We start from the raw sequence: 16443 nt of genomic DNA, 5'->3' as shown, positions 1-16443 counted from the left end.
CGCCCGCGCCGGAGAGTCTCCGAACTTATGCTGAGCGCGATGACGCGCCCCAATCCCGATCCGACCGCGCCGCTGTGGCGCGCGGCGCAGGTATTCCGGCTGCTGAGTTGCATTTACGCGGCTGGCTTCCAGATTGCGATCAACCCGGATCTGCGCCGGCCCTTGTTGGGCTGGGTGCTCTTTGCGGTGCTGATCGCCTGGAGCGCGGCCTGCGCGCTGGCCTACTTGCGCGGGTTCGGCCGCAGGCCGGCGTGGGTGATCGCGGAGATCGTGATCGTCGTCGCGCTGATGTGGTCCAACACGGTGGTCACCTACGGGCACTGGGCAGCCGAAAACCAGACCTGGCCCACGACGTTGTGGGCCAGCAATCCCACCATCTCGGCCGCTATCCAGTTCGGCCCCGTCCGCGGCATGTTGACCGGGTTGCTGGTGATGGCCACCAATTTCGCCGTCAAGAACTACTTCGACCTCAACATGGGGCACAACGCCACCATCATCATCGAGCTGGCGATCGGCATGGCGATCGGCATGGCCGCCCAAACCGCGCGGCGCGCCCACGCGGACCTGCAACGAGCAGCCCAACTGTCCGCCGCGGTTCAAGAACGTGAGCGGCTGTCGCGGGAGGTGCACGACGGCGCCATTCAGGTGCTGGCGCTGGTCGCCAAGCGTGGCCACGAAATCGGCGGTGCCACAGCAGAATTAGCTGAACTTGCCAGTGAGCAGGAACGTGCACTGCGGCGATGGGTCACCTCCACCGCCACCGACGAGTACGGGGTCCGGACGACAATCGACCTGCGCACACTGTTGCGCCGCCGGGAGTCCGACCGGGTATCGGTGAGCCTGCCGGGAACCGCGGTGGTCGTGCCGCGGCGGGTGGGCGCCGAGCTCGACGCCGCGGTGGGCAATGCCCTGGACAATGTGGCGGCGCACGCGGGCCCGGGTGCCCATGCCTTCGTGCTACTGGAAGATCTGGGCGATTCGGTCACGGTGAGTGTGCGCGACGACGGCGTGGGCATCGCCGATGGCCGGCTCGACGAAGCTGCCCGCCAGGGCCGCCTCGGGATCTCGAAATCGCTTGTGGGACGCCTGATTGCGCTGGGTGGCAGCGCGCAACTGCACAGTGGTCCAGACGAAGGCACCGAGTGGGAACTGTGCGTCCCGCGCGCAGGGGGACACGATGACTGATGACACAGCACCGACGGTGATGGTGGTGGACGACCATCCCATCTGGCGCGACGCGGTAGCCCGCGACCTCGCCGACGACGGGTTCAACGTGGTCGCCACGGCCGACAGCGTGGCCGCCGCGGGGCGCCGCGCGGCTGTGGTGAAGCCAGACGTGGTGGTGATGGACATGCGGCTGGCCGACGGCGACGGTGCTCAGGCGACGGCGCAGGTGCTGGCAGTCTCGCCCTCGTCGCGGGTGTTGGTGCTGTCGGCCTCAGACGAACGCGACGATGTCTTGGAAGCCGTCAAGGCCGGGGCCACCGGATACCTGGTCAAGAGCGCCTCGAAAGCTGAACTGGCTCAGGCCGTAGCAGCCACCGCGGCCGGCCGGGCCGTGTTCACTCCAAGCCTGGCCGGGCTGGTGTTGGGTGAATACCGCCGGATCGCCCAGCACAAGGAGACGGAGCCGGCCGGCCCCAGCTTGACCGAGCGCGAGACCGAGGTACTGCGATATGTGGCGAAGGGTCTGTCGGCCAAGCAGATTGGTGAACGCCTGTCGTTGAGCCATCGCACCGTCGAAAATCACATTCAAGCGACATTCCGCAAGCTGCAGGTCGCCAATCGTGTGGAGCTGACCCGCTACGCCATCGAGCACGGCCTGGACGGCGAACCCGAGCCGGCGTGAGCCGGCTGCGAAACTAGAAGCGCCACAGCAGATATCGCCGTGATCAGGCTGTAAACAAAGATGACCCATGGCACTACCTGAGTGGGCAGTCCAGCCATGGTTTTGCCGAACACCAGCGGGGCCGGGACGATCTGAGTCACCAGCAGCAGACCGGCGAGCAAGCCCGGTACACACGCCAGCGCGCTGACCCAGGTGCCGGCGCGGCGACGGCACAGCAGCATGACCCCGCCGGCAAGCAACGCCACCGCGGCGGCGGCCTCGAGCAACCCCACCACAAGCAAGCCCACTCCTAGCGGCCCCACCAGCAGCAGTGGGGCCAAAAACCCAAGGCCGCGTACCAGTTTCGTCAGCTCGAGGTCGCTTGCCACGAAGCCCAGCCCGTTCACCGCCGTGCCGAGCAGGCTCAGCAGGGCAACAGCGATGGCGAGCATAGGCTGCGGTCGGGGGTTCACACCACATCCCGACCGGCCGTGGCGAGCGCCCGAGCACTCACCAAAGCGGCGACCATCGTCGCGACGCAGATCAGCCCGTCGTCCTTGAGACCCCACTTGATCGCGGCCAGGGTCGCCACCCCGGCAACACACAGCAGCAGACCGGTGGCCACACCCCGGCCGGCCGAGGTGATCGCCGGCGCACCGTCCCAGCCGGACAGCGGGTTGTTCTCCAGCGGCCGCAGCACCAGGAACAGCACTGCCACCGCCGCGACCATCAGAAGAAGTTGCATGACGCTGACGGCGAAGAAGTCCGGCCGGCCGGGGTAGCGAGGGTGGCCCGTCAGGTCGAAGAGCAGGTGCATGCCGAGCAGTGCGGGCATGTGCCACAGGTAGAGGGTCATCGCCCCGGAGTTGCCGAGCGCGGTCCACCACCACACCCGTGGCCGCTGCGCCCATCGAGCGATCGCGGGCATCGCCGCGACAACCAGCGCGCTCAGGATGATCGCGTGTCCGGCGAGCAGCAGTGACAGCGGGCTGGTGTTGGAGAGATGGTGGTCCCCCGTGCCGACCATGCTGATTGCATAGGGCCCCCAGTGCACCAGCGCGACGTTGACGACCAGCGCGGCCGCGGCGGTGACCAGTCCGGCACGCCCGGTGATCAGACCACGCCGGTAAGCGACACCGAACATGGCGGGGATGAGCCAGACCGCGAGGTTGAGGTAACCCAACGCCGACACGGCATGCCAGTGCAGCCGGATGGCGTCGATTGCGGCAATAGCCCCGTAAACCGCGACCACACCCGCGGCGAAATGGGCTCGGGTGGTGATCCGGGCCAAGGCCGGCATCGCGGCCAACACCAGCACGTAGGCGCCCAGGAACCACAGCAGCTGGATGCTGACACCCGCGACGGGCTGGTAAATGTGTTGGGGCAGAACGGGATACAGCACGGTCAGCGCCACCGCCCAGAAACCGAGGTAGTAGAACACCGGCCGGAACAGCCTGGTGCAACGTTTCATCAGCCAGCCGCCCCAGTTGGTGCCGGGCTGCCAGGATGACAGGCTCGCCGCGGCACCGGCGAAGAAGAACAGCGGCATGATCTGGAAGATCCAGGTGAGGATCTGAAACGCCACCGACGTGGTGAGCATGTTGTCCCAGATCAGCACGTGGTTTTCGATGATGCTGATCGCCATCAGGGTGTGGCCGGCCACTACGCCGATCAGGGAGACGATGCGAATGACGTCGATGGCGCGGTCTCGATCGGCCGGGGTGCGCGCTGCGAGCTCGGCGGGGCTCGGAATGCCCAGGGAAGTTGTCATGGAAAAAGCATCGCGAAACTGCAGAGGCGAAGGCCCGCGCAGATCTACGCGTCAAGGCTGAGTAGTACTACTCAAAAGGCAAGCGTGCTACGTCCCGAGCGGAGCTTGGGTGCGGATCGCCTCGTCGCGGATCAACCCCCGCAACAGCGCGGTGCTGAACTCGGCGGCGATCTCCTTCGCGCTGCGCCGTCCACTTGGCCGCAGCCACCGGTAACTGCCCAGCGTCATCCCGATGTAGCCCAGCGCCAACACATGGGAGTCGCACTGGTAGAACTCGCCACTGGCGATTCCACGGTCGATCAGGCCGTGTACGTGGTGGTAGACCTGGGCTTCCTTCTCGCGGACCTCGGCGACCTGCTCTTCGGTGAACCATTCGGTGATGTAGGGCTGCTCCTGGAAGTACACCGCGGCCCGCTCCGGATCGCTGGCGATGCCGGTGAGCAGCCGAATCGTGTACTGGTAGAGGGCCTCGCGCGCCGTCCACGAGGGATCGTCGTGCACGGCGGCCAGCGTGCCCTCGGCGGCCTGGCGGTAGATGTCGAACAGGATCAGCGATTTGCTGGCGTAGTAGTGGTACACGGTCGCCTTGTTCAGGCCGATGACGTCGGCGACGTCATCCATCCGGGTCCCGTGGTAGCCGCGGGCGGCGAACAGCTTGGTGGCAACTGCCAGCAACTCCTCGCGGCGTGTTAACCCGTTGCGGGTGATGCTGTCGGATGACATCTCTACTCACTATCGTCGCTGCCAGCGGGGCCGGATGGGTAAGGTTTCGGGCCCGGTTCAAGCAAAGTACCAATCAACTGGTTGGACAGTTTAGGGCCTCGGTACCTTTCGGCCGCCTGTTGCACCGGCCCGGATGCGACTAGACTTCATTATTTGAACTGGTCGCACGGGGAGAGGTAGCGCTGATGGATCCGAGTCCGGACTACGACGCGAGCGACGAAATCGAATTCTTCATGAAGTATTTCACCTGGGGCCTGCGCGGGGTCCAGGACGGCAACGGATACCCGCCGCCCGCTTACCCGCCCGTCTAGACAGACTTTTTCGCGCCGAAGAACACAACTTTCCAGCAGGCACTTGCCAGCGAGTTAGTCCATGTGTGCCCTTGCGGTGCATGGCAATTCGATCATGCCGCTTTCGTCGGTAGCGGCGTCTTCCGGTCATCGCGAGACCGGACTAGGACGCCAGCGACGAAATCGAATTTTTCACGAACTACCTGAGCTGGGGCTTGCGCGGGGTCCCGAACGGCCAGGGCTACCCGCAGCACACCTACTTAGACCGGTAGGCGACGTCGAGGCGTTTGACGCCGTTGATCCAGCCCGATCGGAGTCGCTGCGGTTCGGCCAGCTTGGTGATGTCGGGCAACTGCTCGGCGAGCTCATCGAAGATCAATTTGATCTCCATGCGGGCCAAATTGGCCCCGATGCAGTAGTGCGCGCCATTGCCACCGAAACTCAGGTGCGGATTGGGATTGCGGGATATGTCGAATCGAAATGGGTTTTCGAAGACGTCCTCGTCGAAGTTGGCCGAACTGTAGAACAGGCCCACCCGCTGACCTTCGGCGACCGTGACGCCGCCCAGTTCGACGTCGGCAAGCGCGGTGCGCTGGAAACAATGCACCGGGCTGGCCCACCGGATGATCTCGTCGACCGCGGTGGCCGGCCGCTCCCGCTTGAACAGTTCCCATTGATCGGGGTTGTCCAAGAACGCGTTCATCCCGTGCGTCATCGCGTTGCGGGTGGTTTCGTTGCCGGCCACGGCCAGCAGGATCACGAAGAACGCGAATTCGACGTCGCCCAGCGCATCCCCGTCGATATCGGCCTCGATCAGGCGCGTGACGATGTCGTCGGCCGGGCAGCGGCGCCGCTCGTCGGCCATGTTGTAGGCGTACGCCATCAGCTCGGCGTTGGCGACGGTGGGATCGCTGTCGAAGTCGGGATCGTCGGTGTTCATGATCGCGTTGGTCCAGTCGAACAGCTTGGCGCGATCTGACTCCGGCACGCCGATCAGGTCGGCGATCGCCAGCAGGGGCAGGTTCATCGCGATGTCGTCGACGAAGTTGCCGTCCTGCTTCAGCGAGGCGGTGCGCACGATTTCGGCCGCCACCCCGGCCAGCTTCTCTTCGAGCTGGGTGATCGCGCGGGGGGTGAAGAGCCGTGAAACCAGCTTGCGCAGCCGGGTGTGTTCGGGCGCATCGTGGTTGATCAACAAGGCTTTGGTCAGTTCGAGCTGATCAGCGGTGACGCCTTCGGGAAGGCGCATGACCGCGCCCTTGCGGTTGGTCGACCACAGCTCGTTGTCTCGGGAGACGGCCTTGACGTCTTCGTGACGGCTGATCACCCAATAGCCACCGTCGTCGAAGATCGACTCGGGCTGGGCGTTCCACCAGACCGGGGCCGTCCGGCGCAGCTCGGCGAATTGGGTGACCGGAAGGCCGGCCAGCAATACGTCGGGGTCGGTGAAATCGAAATTCTCTCCGAACGGACACGTCATCGTGTTCATGTCGTCGATCATACAGATGATTGCAAGACGTATGACCTGGGGCGATTGCCCGCGCGTCGGCTATCGTCGCGGTGTGCGGACCCGTGGATGGGGCGGCAGCGTTCCTGCCAGCGATGAGGAAGCGATAGCCCGCATCCTGTCGGCCACCCGCCAAACCATCAACGAGCGCGGTGACCAGATCACGTTGGCCGACGTCGCGCGCACGTTGAACGTGACGCGGCAGACGATCTATCACTACTTCGCTTCGACCGACGAGCTGCTCCAGGCGACCGCGCTGGACGCGACCGCCGATTTCATGGACCACCTGGCAACGGCACTGCACGGCATGACCGACCCGGCGGCGGCCCTGATCGAGGGCATCTGCCTGACCCTGGAACGCTTGCCGAAGGATCCCTATATCGGCCTTTTGCTGCGGACGTCGCGCACCGCGGCGTTCGCCGAACAGGTCACCGTCACCAACGACACCGCCCGTGTACTGGGACGGTCGATTCTGGACCGCCTCGACGTCGACTGGTCGGCGTTCACCCCTGGGGCGATCGAAGACATCCTGCAGATCGTGCTCCGCACCTTGCAGTCGTTCATCATGTCGCCGCCGACTGGCGGGGGGACCGAACTGCGCCGCCTGCTCAGCGTGTGGATCGGTCCCGTCGTGGCGGCGCTACGGCGCAACTCCGGCTAGAGGGCTTTGAGCTCCTCGGCGACCGCGGTCACCGATTTCTTCGCGTCACCGAACAGCATGCTGGTGCCTTCGCCGTAGAACAGCGGGTTGTCGATGCCCGCGAACCCGGAGTTCATCGACCGCTTGAGCACGATCACCGACCTGGCCTTGTCCACATTGAGGATCGGCATGCCGTAGATCGGGCTGGAGGCATCGTTGCGGGCGGCCGGGTTGGTGACGTCGTTGGCGCCGATGACGATCGCGACGTCGGTGCGGGCGAACTCGTCGTTGATGTCGTCCATGTCCTTCATGGCGTCATAGTCGACCTCGGCTTCGGCCAGCAGCACGTTCATGTGCCCGGGCATCCGGCCGGCCACCGGGTGGATGGCGTACTTCACCTCGACACCCTTGTCCTCCAGCAGAGCCGCCATGTCCTTGACCGCGTGCTGTGCCTGCGCGACGGCCAGACCGTAGCCCGGCACCACGATCACCTGGTTGGCGTAGGCCATCTGAATCGCGGCGTCGGCAGCCGAGGTGGCCTTGACGGTCTTGTCGCCCCCGCCGTCGCCGCTCGGGGCGACCCCGCCACCGCCGAAGCCGCCGGCGACGATCGCCGGGATGGAGCGGTTCATCGCCTTGGCCATCAAGTTGGTCAGGATCGAACCCGACGCGCCAACGATCATGCCCGCCACGATCATCGCGGTGTTGTTCAGCGCCAGGCCCGCCGCGGCGGCCGACAGGCCAGTCATCGCGTTGAGCAGTGAGATGACCACCGGCATGTCGGCGCCACCGATGGGCAGCACCACCATCAAGCCAAGGACACCGGCCGCGGCGAGCAGGCCGATCATCCACCACAGCGACGCTCCCCCACTGCCGGGATGTGCGCCCAAGCCGACGACGACCGCGGCCCCGACAGCGGCGACCAGCAGCAACAGGTTGACCGGTTGCTGCGCCTTGCCGAATCCGATCGGCGACCCGGAGATGATCTCCTGCAGCTTGCCGAACGCGATGATCGATCCCCAGAACGAGATTGAGCCGATGATCGCGGCGAACAGCGAGGCCACCACGATGTGTACGGTCGGCGACTCGCCGTGCTGGAACGCCGAAAAGCCTTTAGTGTCAATAAATTCCGCGAGTGCGATCAGCGCGACAGTGCCGCCGCCCACGCCGTTGAAGAACGCCACCAGCTGCGGCATGGCGGTCATCTTGGTCAGCCGCGCCGGCGGAACACCCAGTGCGATACCGACGACCAGACCGGCGATGATCAGCACCCAGGATTCGGTGTGCCGGATCTTGACCAGCGTTGCCCCCACGGCCAGCGCCATACCGACGGCCGCGATCAGGTTGCCGCGCACCGCGGTCTTGGGCCCAGTCAGACCCATCAGGCCGTAGATGAAGAGCGCGAAAGAGATGATGTAGAGGCCGATCACCAAGTAGTTCATTTGGCGGCCGACTCCTCGCTCGTGGCGGACACGGGCTTCTTCTTGCCCTTGAACATGCCCAGCATCCGGTCGGTGACGATGAAGCCACCGATGACGTTCAGGGTTCCGAAGACCACCGCAACGAACAGGATGATCTGCACCGCCAGCGACGGGTGCTCAACCTCGCCGAACACCACCAGCGCGCCCAGCACCACGATGCCGTGAATCGCGTTGGTGCCCGACATCAGCGGGGTGTGCAGCGTGTTGGGGACCTTGGAGATCACCGCGAACCCGACGAAACCGGACAGCACCAGAATCGCGAGGTTGGCTAAAAGTTCGTCGTACATCTAGGAGTCCTCTCGGTCGCGGGTCACACACGAGTCCGCGATAACTTCGTCGTCGAAGTCGGGGGCTAGCTTGCCGTCGGTGATCAGCAGATCCAGTAGCGCGGTGATGTTCTTGCTGTAGAGCTCGCTGGCGTGCTCGGGCATCGTCGCCGGCAGGTTCAACGGCGAGGCGATGGTGACGTCGTGGCGCACGACGGTCTGCCCCGGCTCGGTGAGCTCGCAGTTACCACCGGTTTCGCCGGCCAGGTCGACCACCACGCTGCCGGGCTTCATCGCCTGCACCGCGGCGGCGGTCACCAGACGCGGCGCGGGCCGGCCCGGGACCAGCGCCGTGGTAATCACGACGTCGAATCCGCTGATCGCTTTTTCCAGTGCCTGCTGCTGCTGGGCGCGTTCGTCGTCGGTGAGCTCACGGGCGTAGCCGCCCTCACCGGACGCATCGATGCCGACATCGAGCCACTGCGCCCCCACCGACCGCACCTGGTCGGCCACCTCGGGACGCACGTCATACCCGGTGGTGCGCCCACCGAGGCGCTTGGCCGTCGCCAGCGCCTGCAACCCGGCCACGCCCACCCCGAGCACCAGCACCGTGGCCGGCTTCACCGTTCCCGCCGCCGTGGTCAACATCGGGAAAAATCGGGTCGACTCCGACGCCGCCAGCAACACAGCCTTGTAGCCGGACACGTTGCCCTGCGACGACAACGCGTCCATCGCCTGCGCGCGCGAGATGCGCGGGATCGCCTCGAGCGCGAAGGCCTGCACACCGGCCGCCTTCAGCGCGCCGATCGAGTTCTCGGCGTTGCGGGGGGCCAGGAAGCCGATCAGCGTCTGACCGCTGTGCAGCTTGCCGACCTCGGCGTCTGTCGGTGGCGCCACCTTGACCACTACATCGGCAGCCCAGGCATCTCCGATGGTGGCGCCGGCCTCGGTGTAGAGCTCGTCGGGAAGCAGGGCCCGTGCACCCGCGCCGGCCTCGACGACCACCGCCACACCAGTGCCCACCAGGGAGCCGACCGCCTTCGGTACTAGTGCGACGCGGCGCTCATCGGTCCCGGACTCAGCAACCACCCCTACCGTCGTCTGCGCATCTGTCATGGCGCGTACATCTACTTTCCTTAGCTCAGCTGCGTTTTTACGAACTCCGTTGGCTTGAACACCCTATCGGCCGTTACCAAAGCGGGATGTCTTGGCCGTGTTCGGATGCCGGCCGCGGCCCGAAGTAGCGCCGCTGCGATTCCTCGATCGGCACGTCGTTGATGCTGGCCTCGCGCCGCGCCATCAATCCGGACGGCGTGAATTCCCACAACTCGTTGCCGTAGCTGCGATACCACTGGCCGGTGTCATCGTGGCACTCGTACTGGAATCGCACCGCGATCCGGTTGTCATGGAAGTCCCACAACACTTTGCGCAGCGCATAGTCGAGCTCGCGCTGCCACTTGCGGGTCAGGAACGCCACGATCTCGGCCCTGCCGACGACGTGCTCGCCGCGGTTTCGCCATTGCGAGTCGGGTGTATACGCGAGGCTGACTTTTTCGGGGTCGCGGGTGTTCCAGGCGTCTTCGGCGGCCTGGACCTTCTGTAGCGCTGTTTCATGGGTGAACGGGGGGAATGGGGGACGGGATTCGGCGTCGTCGCTCATGCCCATGTCTACCGCGAGCGGACACAAATTCGCACGAATCCCTGCTCCGCTGCGTCTGCGCGCGCTGTCCGATTCTCGGTGTCCTATCGTGACGGTCATGGACTTCGCGATGTCGGCTAAGGCCACCGACTACCACAAGCGGTTGTCCGACTTCATGACTGAGTATGTCTTTCCGGCTGAGGCCGCCTACGACAACTACCGCCACGAGGCCGGCCCCGACGATCACACCGTTCCGCCCGTCATCGAGGAACTCAAAACCAAGGCCAAGGAACGCGGCCTGTGGAACCTGTTCCTGCCGGCCGAGTCGGGACTGACCAACCTGGAATACGCCCCGCTGGCCGAGCTGACCGGCTGGAGCCTGGAGCTCGCCCCCGAAGCGGTCAACTGCGCGGCGCCGGACACCGGGAACATGGAGACGCTGCACCTGTTCGCCACCGAGGAGCAGCGCAAGCAGTGGCTTCAGCCCCTGCTGGCCGGCGAGATCCGCAGCGCCTTCTCGATGACCGAGCCGGCGGTCGCCAGCAGCGACGCCCGCAACATCCAGACGGCCATCGTGCGCGACGGCGCCGACTACGTCATCAACGGCCGCAAGTGGTGGACGTCGGGCGCGTCGGACCCGCGCTGCAAGGTCTTGATCGTGATGGGCCGCACCAATCCCGACGCGGCCAGCCACCAGCAGCAGTCGATGGTCCTGGTTCCGATGGACACCCCGGGCGTGACGGTGGTGCGTTCGACTTCGGTGTTCGGCTGGCAAGACCAGCACGGGCACTGCGAAATCATTTACGACAACGTCCGGGTTCCGGCCACCAACCTGCTCGGCGAAGAGGGCGGCGGCTTCGCGATCGCCCAGGCCCGGCTCGGGCCGGGCCGCATCCACCACTGCATGCGGGCGCTTGGCGGAGCCGAACGTGCGCTGGCGCTGATGGTGCATCGTGCGAACCACCGCATCGCGTTCGGCCGTCCACTAGCCGACCAGGGGCTGGTGCAGCAATCAATTGCGAAGTCCCGCAACGAAATCGATCAAGCTCGGCTGCTGTGCGAAAAGGCGGCGTGGACGATCGACCAGCATGGCAACAAGGCTGCCCATCTACTGGTGTCGCAGATCAAAGCTGTTGCGCCGCAGATTGCCTGCGACGTCATCGACCGCGCGATCCAGGTGCATGGAGCCGCGGGTGTCAGCGACGACACGGTGCTGGCCCGCCTCTACGGCTGGCATCGAGCGATGCGGATCTTCGACGGACCCGACGAGGTGCACATGCGGACAATCGCGCGCACCGAACTCGGCCGCGAACAGTCCGCCTTCGCCGCGGCGGTGACACCGCATGACTGAGGCCCTGCGAGAACTGTCGGGCGCGTGGAACTTTCGCGATGTCGCCGACGGCGCGTCCGCGGTTCGGCCAGGACGGCTGTTCCGCTCCGGCGAGTTGAGCCGGCTTGACGACGGGGGCCGGGATACGCTGCGCGAGTTGGGGATTACCGATGTCGCGGATCTGCGCGCCGCGCGTGAGGTCGCCCGGCGTGGCCCCGGACTGGTTCCCGACGGCACAGATATCCACCTATTGCCCTTTCCCGATCTCGGAGATGAAGAGCCGACCGACGACGACGCGCCGCACGAAACGGCGTTTCGTCGGCTGTTCGAGGGCGATCCCGACCAGTCCGACGAGGCCGTCAACGAGGCCGCTATTCGCCACATGACCGACGAATATCGGCAGTTTCCCACCCGCAACGGCGCGCAACGCGCTGTGCAGCATGTCTTTTCGTTGCTGGGAGCGGGGCGCTCGGTGCTCACGCACTGCTTCGCCGGCAAGGATCGCACCGGCTTCGTGATCGCCACCGTGCTGGAGACGATCGGCATCGACCGCGACACCATCGTCGCCGACTACCTGCGAAGCAACGCCGCGGTACCCGAACTGCGGGACCACATCTACGAAATGATTCAGCAGCGCTCCGACGTCGACTTGACCCCGGAAGTGGTCACGTTCACCAAGGCCCGGCTGGCAGACGGCGTCCTCGGCGTGCGCCCGGAGTATCTGGCAGCCGCGCGCCAAGCGATCGACAAGGAGTTCGGCTCGCTGGAGGCTTACCTGCGCGACGCAGGAGTCACGCAGGCGGATGTGGACCGCCTCCGCAACGAGCTGCTCGTCTGACCCGCTGGGGCGTTATCCCAGCTTGAAGCTGGCCTGCTTCGCGGCCGACAGGTCGTCGATCTCGTTCCACTTGCCGGCGACGTCGTCAACCGACGGCACATTGGAGAACGTCACCCCGTCGTTCTGGAACAGCGCGGTGCGCTGCACCTTGCCGCCACCGACGATGAAGATCGAACCGGTGTCGGGCACCTCCTCGGTGCACAGGTAAGCCACCACAGGCGCAACGTATTCCGGCGTGAGCTTCTCGAAGACCTCGGGTGGCAGGATGTCCTGCGTCATCCGGGTGGCCGCGATCGGGGCCACGGCGTTGGACTTGATGTCGTACTTCGCGCCTTCTTGCGCGAGCGTGTTGATAAGCCCGACCAGCCCGAGCTTGGCCGCGCCGTAGTTGGCCTGGCCGAAGTTGCCGAACAGGCCGCTGGTGGAGGTGGCAACGACGACGCGGCCGTAGCCCTGCTCGCGGAAGTGCGGCCAGGCGGCGCGAATGACGTTGTACCCGCCGTACAGGTGCACCTTGAGCACGGAGTCCCAGTTCTCGAACGACATCTTGTGGAAGGTGCCGTCACGCAGGATGCCGGCGTTACTCACCACACCGTGGATCGCACCGAACTCGTCGAGCGCGGTCTTGACGATGTTCTCGGCGCCCTCGGGCTCGGCGACGCTGTCGTAGTTGGCGGCTGCCCGGCCACCGGCGTCCTTGATCTCCTTGACCACCTCGTCGGCCATGTTGTGGCCGGCACCCGTGCCGTCGCGGGCTCCACCAAGGTCGTTGACGATGACGCTGGCGCCCTCCTTGGCAAGGGTGAGCGCGTATTCACGCCCCAGTCCTCCACCGGCTCCTGTGACGACGATGACGCGATCCTGCACTCCGGGCATCAGGTTCCTCTCTACGTTGAGATCAAAGGTTGTGGTCGGCTAGCGAAAGCCGCCGGGCCAGTGTGTCAGAACAGCTTGCGGGCCATCTTCAGCGCCCGGTCCGTGTACGGCGGGTAGGTGAAGCTGGAGAGGTCGGGACGGGTCGGCTTGGTCATCACCGACTTGCGATGGCTGAACTCTTCGAAGCCCCACTTGCCGTGGTAGGCACCCATTCCCGATGCGCCGACCCCGCCGAATGGCAGCTTGGCCGTCGACACCTGGAAGGCGAGGTGGTTGACCACGATGCCACCGGCCGGAACGTCGTTAATGACCTTCTCCCGCACCTCACGCGACTTTGTGAACAGATAGGCCGACAGCGGCTTGGGCCGCGAGTTGACGAAACGTATTGCATCGTCCAGGGATTGGACGGTGATCACCGGCAGCAGCGGTCCGAAGATCTCGTTGGTCATCAGCGGGCCGTCCGCGTCGGGGTCGACGACGACCGTCGGCTCGATGCGCAGGGTCGACGGGTCGCAACCACCACCGACGCTGACCTCGCCGCCCGAGCCCTTGAGGTAACCGCTGAGCCGGTCGAACTGGCGCTGGTTGGCCATCCGCATTCCGGCCGGCCCCTCGGAGCGGTACTTCGTAATGGCCGCGCTGATCTTGCTGACGAGTTCGTCGCGGATCTTCGCGTCGGCCAGCACATAATCGGGCGCGACGCATGTCTGTCCGCCGTTGAGCAGTTTGATCCAGGCGATCCGCTTGGCGGCGACGTCGATGTCGGCATCGGCCGCGACGATCACCGGGCTCTTGCCGCCGAGCTCAAGCGTGCAGGGGGTCAGGTGCGGCGCGGCACCTTCATAAACCTTGCGGCCGATCTCGGTGCCACCGGTGAACATCACCCGGTCCAAGCCCTGCGCGATCAGCTCCTGGCTCACCGCGCCGTCACCTTCGATCACCGCGATCGCGTCATTGTCCAGATAGCGCGGCACCAGCTCGGCCATCAGGTGCGAAGAAGCAGCGGCGATTTCCGAGGGCTTGAGCACCACGGCATTTCCAGCGGCGATCGCCCCGACCGCCGGCCCCAGGGTCAGGTAGAACGGGTAATTCCAGGCGCCGATGACCAGCACAGTGCCGTACGGCTCGTACTGAATCCAGCCCCGGCCGGGAAGTTGGGCCGCCTCGAGACGCGCGTACTTGCGCTTCATCCACTTGCGCACGTTCTTGGCGGCATACTTCGCTTCACCGATGGTGCCGGCCGTGTCGCCGATGAACGCCTCGAACGGGTGGCGGTCCAGGTCCTCGGCAAGCGCGGCGTTGATCGCGGCGTCGTTTTCTTCCATCAACTTCGCCAGCGCCAGCAGCTGACGCTTGCGCCACTCGACGTCACGGGTGCGCCCGGCGGCGAAAGTCTGGCGCAGTCGGGCCACCGTCGCGGGGATATCGGCCGGCCGGGCCGACCCCGATGCCGACACGGCCCCATTGGTGGACTCGGATGTCTTTGGTGCAACCGATTCGGTAGTCATCGCTGTCTTCCCTTCTCGCACCCTCCCGTAGCTGCCCACGACTGTGTGCGCGGACACTAACGGGCGATAACCGCGATCCTAACCATCCAGTCGGTTGGGAAGTAAAGGCGCCGCAGATTGCGGCAACAGCATTGCCGATCGACGCAGTTACTTGACGCAGGGAACGCTGGCTGCCGTCATCTGGCTGAGGTCGGTCGGCGCCGGAGCGCGATCGCCGCTGCCCGTGGCAGGAACGGTGCTCACCTGCCCGGACTGCTGCGTTTGCACGCCAACTCCTGGATGGGTGAGGTAGTCAGCTGCAGGAAACTGTGTTCCGACCGTGAGTCGCACCGTTCCGGGTGCTACCGCGCTGTTGGCGGTCGCCGGCATGTGCAGCTGGTCGGCCAACACCTGGGCGCCTCGGTCGGCTCCGGGGCCGTATTCGATCAGGCTCTCGTCGGCCGGGCTGGCGGCGGTCGTGGCGCTGCCGCGGGTGTAGCCACGGCCGGCAAAGGCCTCCTCGATCGCGCCGGCCAGTCCGTCGCGCGCAGTGGCGTTGACGACGTCGAGGATCACCGGTTGCGCCAACGCAGGTGCGGACGAGGTGGTCGGTGCGACGGTATCGAGCGCGGCCGGCGCATCGGAGTAGAAGCGCTCGTGGACGATGCGCCGAATGGTCGGCAGGTCGACGACGTTGATGTCGGATCCGTTCGGATCCTTGCCGAAGCCGGAGATCGGCAGGGTGTAAAGCGACAACGGCCGGCTGCTGAGTTTCGAAGCCCGCGAGGCGAGGTCCATCAGATCCAACCCGGAGTCGACGGCGACGTTGTCCTGGGCAACCTGAAGCAGTTTTCGCAACCCGCTCAGGCTCGACAGCGCACCGCCGGTGCGCGCCGCGTTGACCAGGGACACCAAGAAGGCCTGCTGCCGCCGGGTCCGGTCGAAATCGGTGAAGGAGCCGTCATTTTCGTCGCGTCGCTGCCGTACGAAGGCCATTGCCTGTGCGGCGTCGATTCGCTGCACCCCTTGGTGGAAGTCCGCACCCGAATAGCTGTCATACGTATCGCCGTTGAGGCACACCGTGATTGGCTCGACGGCTTTGGCGATTTGGAAGAACGCGCCCAGCGTGACCTCGACGAAGTGATCGACCGAGATACCGAGGAAATCGTTGAGGGCGCTGATTTCGGCCTTACGGCCCGCCTCGCGGGCGGTCTGCTCGCGAACCGCCAAATCGTTTGCGCCCGCCTCGTCCGAATTGCCGGACGCCTGCGCATTCAACGACTGCTGATAGGCCAGCCCATATGCCTGCTTGATCTTGCCCACGCAGACCGATCCCGGGCAGCCCGGCAACTCGGCATAGTCGTCGCGGGGAATCGACACCGCGGTGACCGGCCCGTTGCCGTCTGGAATGTGAACGACGATCAGCACATTCGCGTTGTAGCCACCGGAGCTCTCGTCGCCGGCGTGCAGCGCGTCGTAGACGTCCTGCGGTAGCGGCCGACCATTCTGGTCCAGCCGGCTGTCCAGGCCCATCAGCAGGATGTTCTGATCGCCGCTGCGCGACGACGCATTCGGGAGCGCGTGCGAGACGATGATTTTGCCCAGGGCCGTGTGGTAACCCGTCCACCCCATACCGGTGATCGCCATGACGGATGCCGAAACGAGCGCCGCGACCAAGCGGCCCTTTCTCAGCACCCAGCCGTGCGATTGATCAGATTCAGCGCTGCCCATGATGACTGCACATTGTTCCCGATGGACTGGCGGAAT

The 16443-nt window shown here is 65.5% G+C and carries 17 protein-coding genes and 1 pseudogene; 7 read left to right on the top strand and 11 right to left on the bottom strand.

Features of this window, described 5'->3' with window-relative positions; translation table 11 throughout:
• Positions 1-39 precede the first annotated feature (39 nt).
• Both macS and DB708_RS11440 read left to right on the top strand, forming a co-directional pair.
• Positions 40-1185, top strand: a complete 1146-nt coding sequence (gene macS / locus DB708_RS11445) for a MacS family sensor histidine kinase (protein ID WP_165839805.1) — start codon at positions 40-42, stop codon at positions 1183-1185.
• Complete coding sequence (locus DB708_RS11440) at positions 1178-1849, top strand: response regulator (RefSeq protein ID WP_108922031.1); 672 nt, start codon at positions 1178-1180, stop codon at positions 1847-1849. The genes macS and DB708_RS11440 overlap by 8 nt, the downstream gene beginning before the upstream one ends.
• Here the strand turns inward: DB708_RS11440 and DB708_RS11435 are convergent.
• From DB708_RS11435 to DB708_RS11425, 3 genes are all read right to left on the bottom strand, one after another.
• Entirely contained in the window at positions 1804-2301 is a 498-nt protein-coding gene (locus DB708_RS11435; protein ID WP_165839804.1) for a hypothetical protein, read from the bottom strand. The genes DB708_RS11440 and DB708_RS11435 overlap by 46 nt on opposite strands.
• Positions 2298-3599: an acyltransferase family protein gene (locus tag DB708_RS11430; protein WP_108922029.1), complete on the bottom strand. Its 1302-nt coding sequence runs from the start codon at positions 3597-3599 to the stop codon at positions 2298-2300. The genes DB708_RS11435 and DB708_RS11430 overlap by 4 nt, the downstream gene beginning before the upstream one ends.
• A gap of 87 nt (positions 3600-3686) precedes the next feature.
• Positions 3687-4322: a TetR/AcrR family transcriptional regulator gene (locus DB708_RS11425; RefSeq protein WP_108922028.1), complete on the bottom strand. Its 636-nt coding sequence runs from the start codon at positions 4320-4322 to the stop codon at positions 3687-3689.
• A gap of 182 nt (positions 4323-4504) precedes the next feature.
• On the opposite strand from DB708_RS11425, the gene DB708_RS11420 reads away from it, so the two are divergent.
• Positions 4505-4633 carry a hypothetical protein gene (locus DB708_RS11420; RefSeq protein WP_201263506.1) on the top strand — a complete coding sequence of 43 codons (129 nt, stop codon included), beginning with the start codon at positions 4505-4507 and terminating at the stop codon, positions 4631-4633.
• 146 nt (positions 4634-4779) lie between these two features.
• Positions 4780-4884, top strand: a pseudogene (locus DB708_RS27635) (hypothetical protein); the annotation flags it as partial.
• Here DB708_RS27635 and DB708_RS11415 read toward each other — a convergent pair.
• Positions 4869-6101, bottom strand: a complete 1233-nt coding sequence (locus tag DB708_RS11415) for a cytochrome P450 (RefSeq protein WP_108922264.1) — start codon at positions 6099-6101, stop codon at positions 4869-4871. The pseudogene DB708_RS27635 and the gene DB708_RS11415 sit on opposite strands and share 16 nt — an antisense overlap.
• Before the next feature lie 73 nt (positions 6102-6174).
• Between DB708_RS11415 and DB708_RS11410 the strand changes: the two genes are divergently transcribed.
• Positions 6175-6780, top strand: coding sequence for a TetR/AcrR family transcriptional regulator (locus DB708_RS11410; protein WP_108922263.1), 606 nt, complete (start codon positions 6175-6177; stop codon positions 6778-6780).
• On the opposite strand, the gene DB708_RS11405 is transcribed toward DB708_RS11410, so the two are convergent.
• From DB708_RS11405 to DB708_RS11390, 4 genes are all read right to left on the bottom strand, one after another.
• On the bottom strand, positions 6777-8201 hold the full coding sequence (locus DB708_RS11405) for an NAD(P)(+) transhydrogenase (Re/Si-specific) subunit beta (protein ID WP_108922026.1): 1425 nt from the start codon (positions 8199-8201) through the stop codon (positions 6777-6779). The two genes, DB708_RS11410 and DB708_RS11405, sit on opposite strands and share 4 nt — an antisense overlap.
• Positions 8198-8527 (bottom strand): NAD(P) transhydrogenase subunit alpha part 2, encoded by a 330-nt coding sequence (locus DB708_RS11400; protein ID WP_108922025.1) that lies wholly within the window; start codon positions 8525-8527, stop codon positions 8198-8200. Before DB708_RS11400 ends, DB708_RS11405 begins: the two co-directional genes overlap by 4 nt.
• Entirely contained in the window at positions 8528-9622 is a 1095-nt protein-coding gene (locus DB708_RS11395) for a Re/Si-specific NAD(P)(+) transhydrogenase subunit alpha (protein WP_108922024.1), read from the bottom strand.
• 73 nt (positions 9623-9695) lie between these two features.
• Positions 9696-10166, bottom strand: coding sequence for a nuclear transport factor 2 family protein (locus DB708_RS11390; protein WP_108922262.1), 471 nt, complete (start codon positions 10164-10166; stop codon positions 9696-9698).
• A gap of 109 nt (positions 10167-10275) precedes the next feature.
• Here DB708_RS11390 and DB708_RS11385 point away from each other — a divergent pair, with 109 nt between their 5' ends.
• Together DB708_RS11385 and DB708_RS11380 are read left to right on the top strand one after the other, a co-directional pair.
• Entirely contained in the window at positions 10276-11496 is a 1221-nt protein-coding gene (locus DB708_RS11385) for an acyl-CoA dehydrogenase family protein (protein WP_108922261.1), read from the top strand.
• Positions 11489-12313, top strand: a complete 825-nt coding sequence (locus DB708_RS11380) for a tyrosine-protein phosphatase (RefSeq protein WP_108922023.1) — start codon at positions 11489-11491, stop codon at positions 12311-12313. Before DB708_RS11385 ends, DB708_RS11380 begins: the two co-directional genes overlap by 8 nt.
• A gap of 12 nt (positions 12314-12325) precedes the next feature.
• Here DB708_RS11380 and DB708_RS11375 read toward each other — a convergent pair whose 3' ends face one another.
• The 3 genes from DB708_RS11375 to DB708_RS11365 form a co-directional block, all read right to left on the bottom strand.
• Complete coding sequence (locus DB708_RS11375; protein ID WP_108922022.1) at positions 12326-13189, bottom strand: SDR family oxidoreductase; 864 nt, start codon at positions 13187-13189, stop codon at positions 12326-12328.
• 65 nt (positions 13190-13254) lie between these two features.
• On the bottom strand, positions 13255-14697 hold the full coding sequence (locus DB708_RS11370; RefSeq protein WP_108922021.1) for an aldehyde dehydrogenase family protein: 1443 nt from the start codon (positions 14695-14697) through the stop codon (positions 13255-13257).
• Between the two features lie 147 nt (positions 14698-14844).
• Positions 14845-16407 (bottom strand): LCP family protein, encoded by a 1563-nt coding sequence (locus tag DB708_RS11365; RefSeq protein ID WP_108922020.1) that lies wholly within the window; start codon positions 16405-16407, stop codon positions 14845-14847.
• Positions 16408-16443: the final 36 nt, after the last annotated feature.

The sequence above is a fragment of the Mycobacterium montefiorense genome (assembly GCF_003112775.1).
GTDB classification, from domain to species: Bacteria; Actinomycetota; Actinomycetes; order Mycobacteriales; family Mycobacteriaceae; genus Mycobacterium; species Mycobacterium montefiorense.
The sequence above is the reverse complement of the archived record's forward strand: the minus strand, read 5'-3'. Positions and strand labels throughout refer to the sequence as shown.

Excerpts from the sequence above, each read along its gene's own strand:
- macS (WP_165839805.1), top strand. The coding sequence starts at position 40 with ATGACGCGCCCCAATCCCGATCCGACCGCGCCGCTGTGGCGCGCGGCG.
- DB708_RS11440 (WP_108922031.1), top strand. The coding sequence starts at position 1,178 with ATGACTGATGACACAGCACCGACGGTGATGGTGGTGGACGACCATCCC.
- DB708_RS11430 (WP_108922029.1), bottom strand. The coding sequence starts at position 3,599 with ATGACAACTTCCCTGGGCATTCCGAGCCCCGCCGAGCTCGCAGCGCGC.
- DB708_RS11425 (WP_108922028.1), bottom strand. The coding sequence starts at position 4,322 with ATGTCATCCGACAGCATCACCCGCAACGGGTTAACACGCCGCGAGGAG.
- DB708_RS11415 (WP_108922264.1), bottom strand. The coding sequence starts at position 6,101 with ATGAACACGATGACGTGTCCGTTCGGAGAGAATTTCGATTTCACCGAC.
- DB708_RS11405 (WP_108922026.1), bottom strand. The coding sequence starts at position 8,201 with ATGAACTACTTGGTGATCGGCCTCTACATCATCTCTTTCGCGCTCTTC.
- DB708_RS11400 (WP_108922025.1), bottom strand. The coding sequence starts at position 8,527 with ATGTACGACGAACTTTTAGCCAACCTCGCGATTCTGGTGCTGTCCGGT.
- DB708_RS11395 (WP_108922024.1), bottom strand. The coding sequence starts at position 9,622 with ATGACAGATGCGCAGACGACGGTAGGGGTGGTTGCTGAGTCCGGGACC.
- DB708_RS11390 (WP_108922262.1), bottom strand. The coding sequence starts at position 10,166 with ATGAGCGACGACGCCGAATCCCGTCCCCCATTCCCCCCGTTCACCCAT.
- DB708_RS11385 (WP_108922261.1), top strand. The coding sequence starts at position 10,276 with ATGTCGGCTAAGGCCACCGACTACCACAAGCGGTTGTCCGACTTCATG.
- DB708_RS11380 (WP_108922023.1), top strand. The coding sequence starts at position 11,489 with ATGACTGAGGCCCTGCGAGAACTGTCGGGCGCGTGGAACTTTCGCGAT.
- DB708_RS11375 (WP_108922022.1), bottom strand. The coding sequence starts at position 13,189 with ATGCCCGGAGTGCAGGATCGCGTCATCGTCGTCACAGGAGCCGGTGGA.
- DB708_RS11370 (WP_108922021.1), bottom strand. The coding sequence starts at position 14,697 with ATGACTACCGAATCGGTTGCACCAAAGACATCCGAGTCCACCAATGGG.
- DB708_RS11365 (WP_108922020.1), bottom strand. The coding sequence starts at position 16,407 with ATGGGCAGCGCTGAATCTGATCAATCGCACGGCTGGGTGCTGAGAAAG.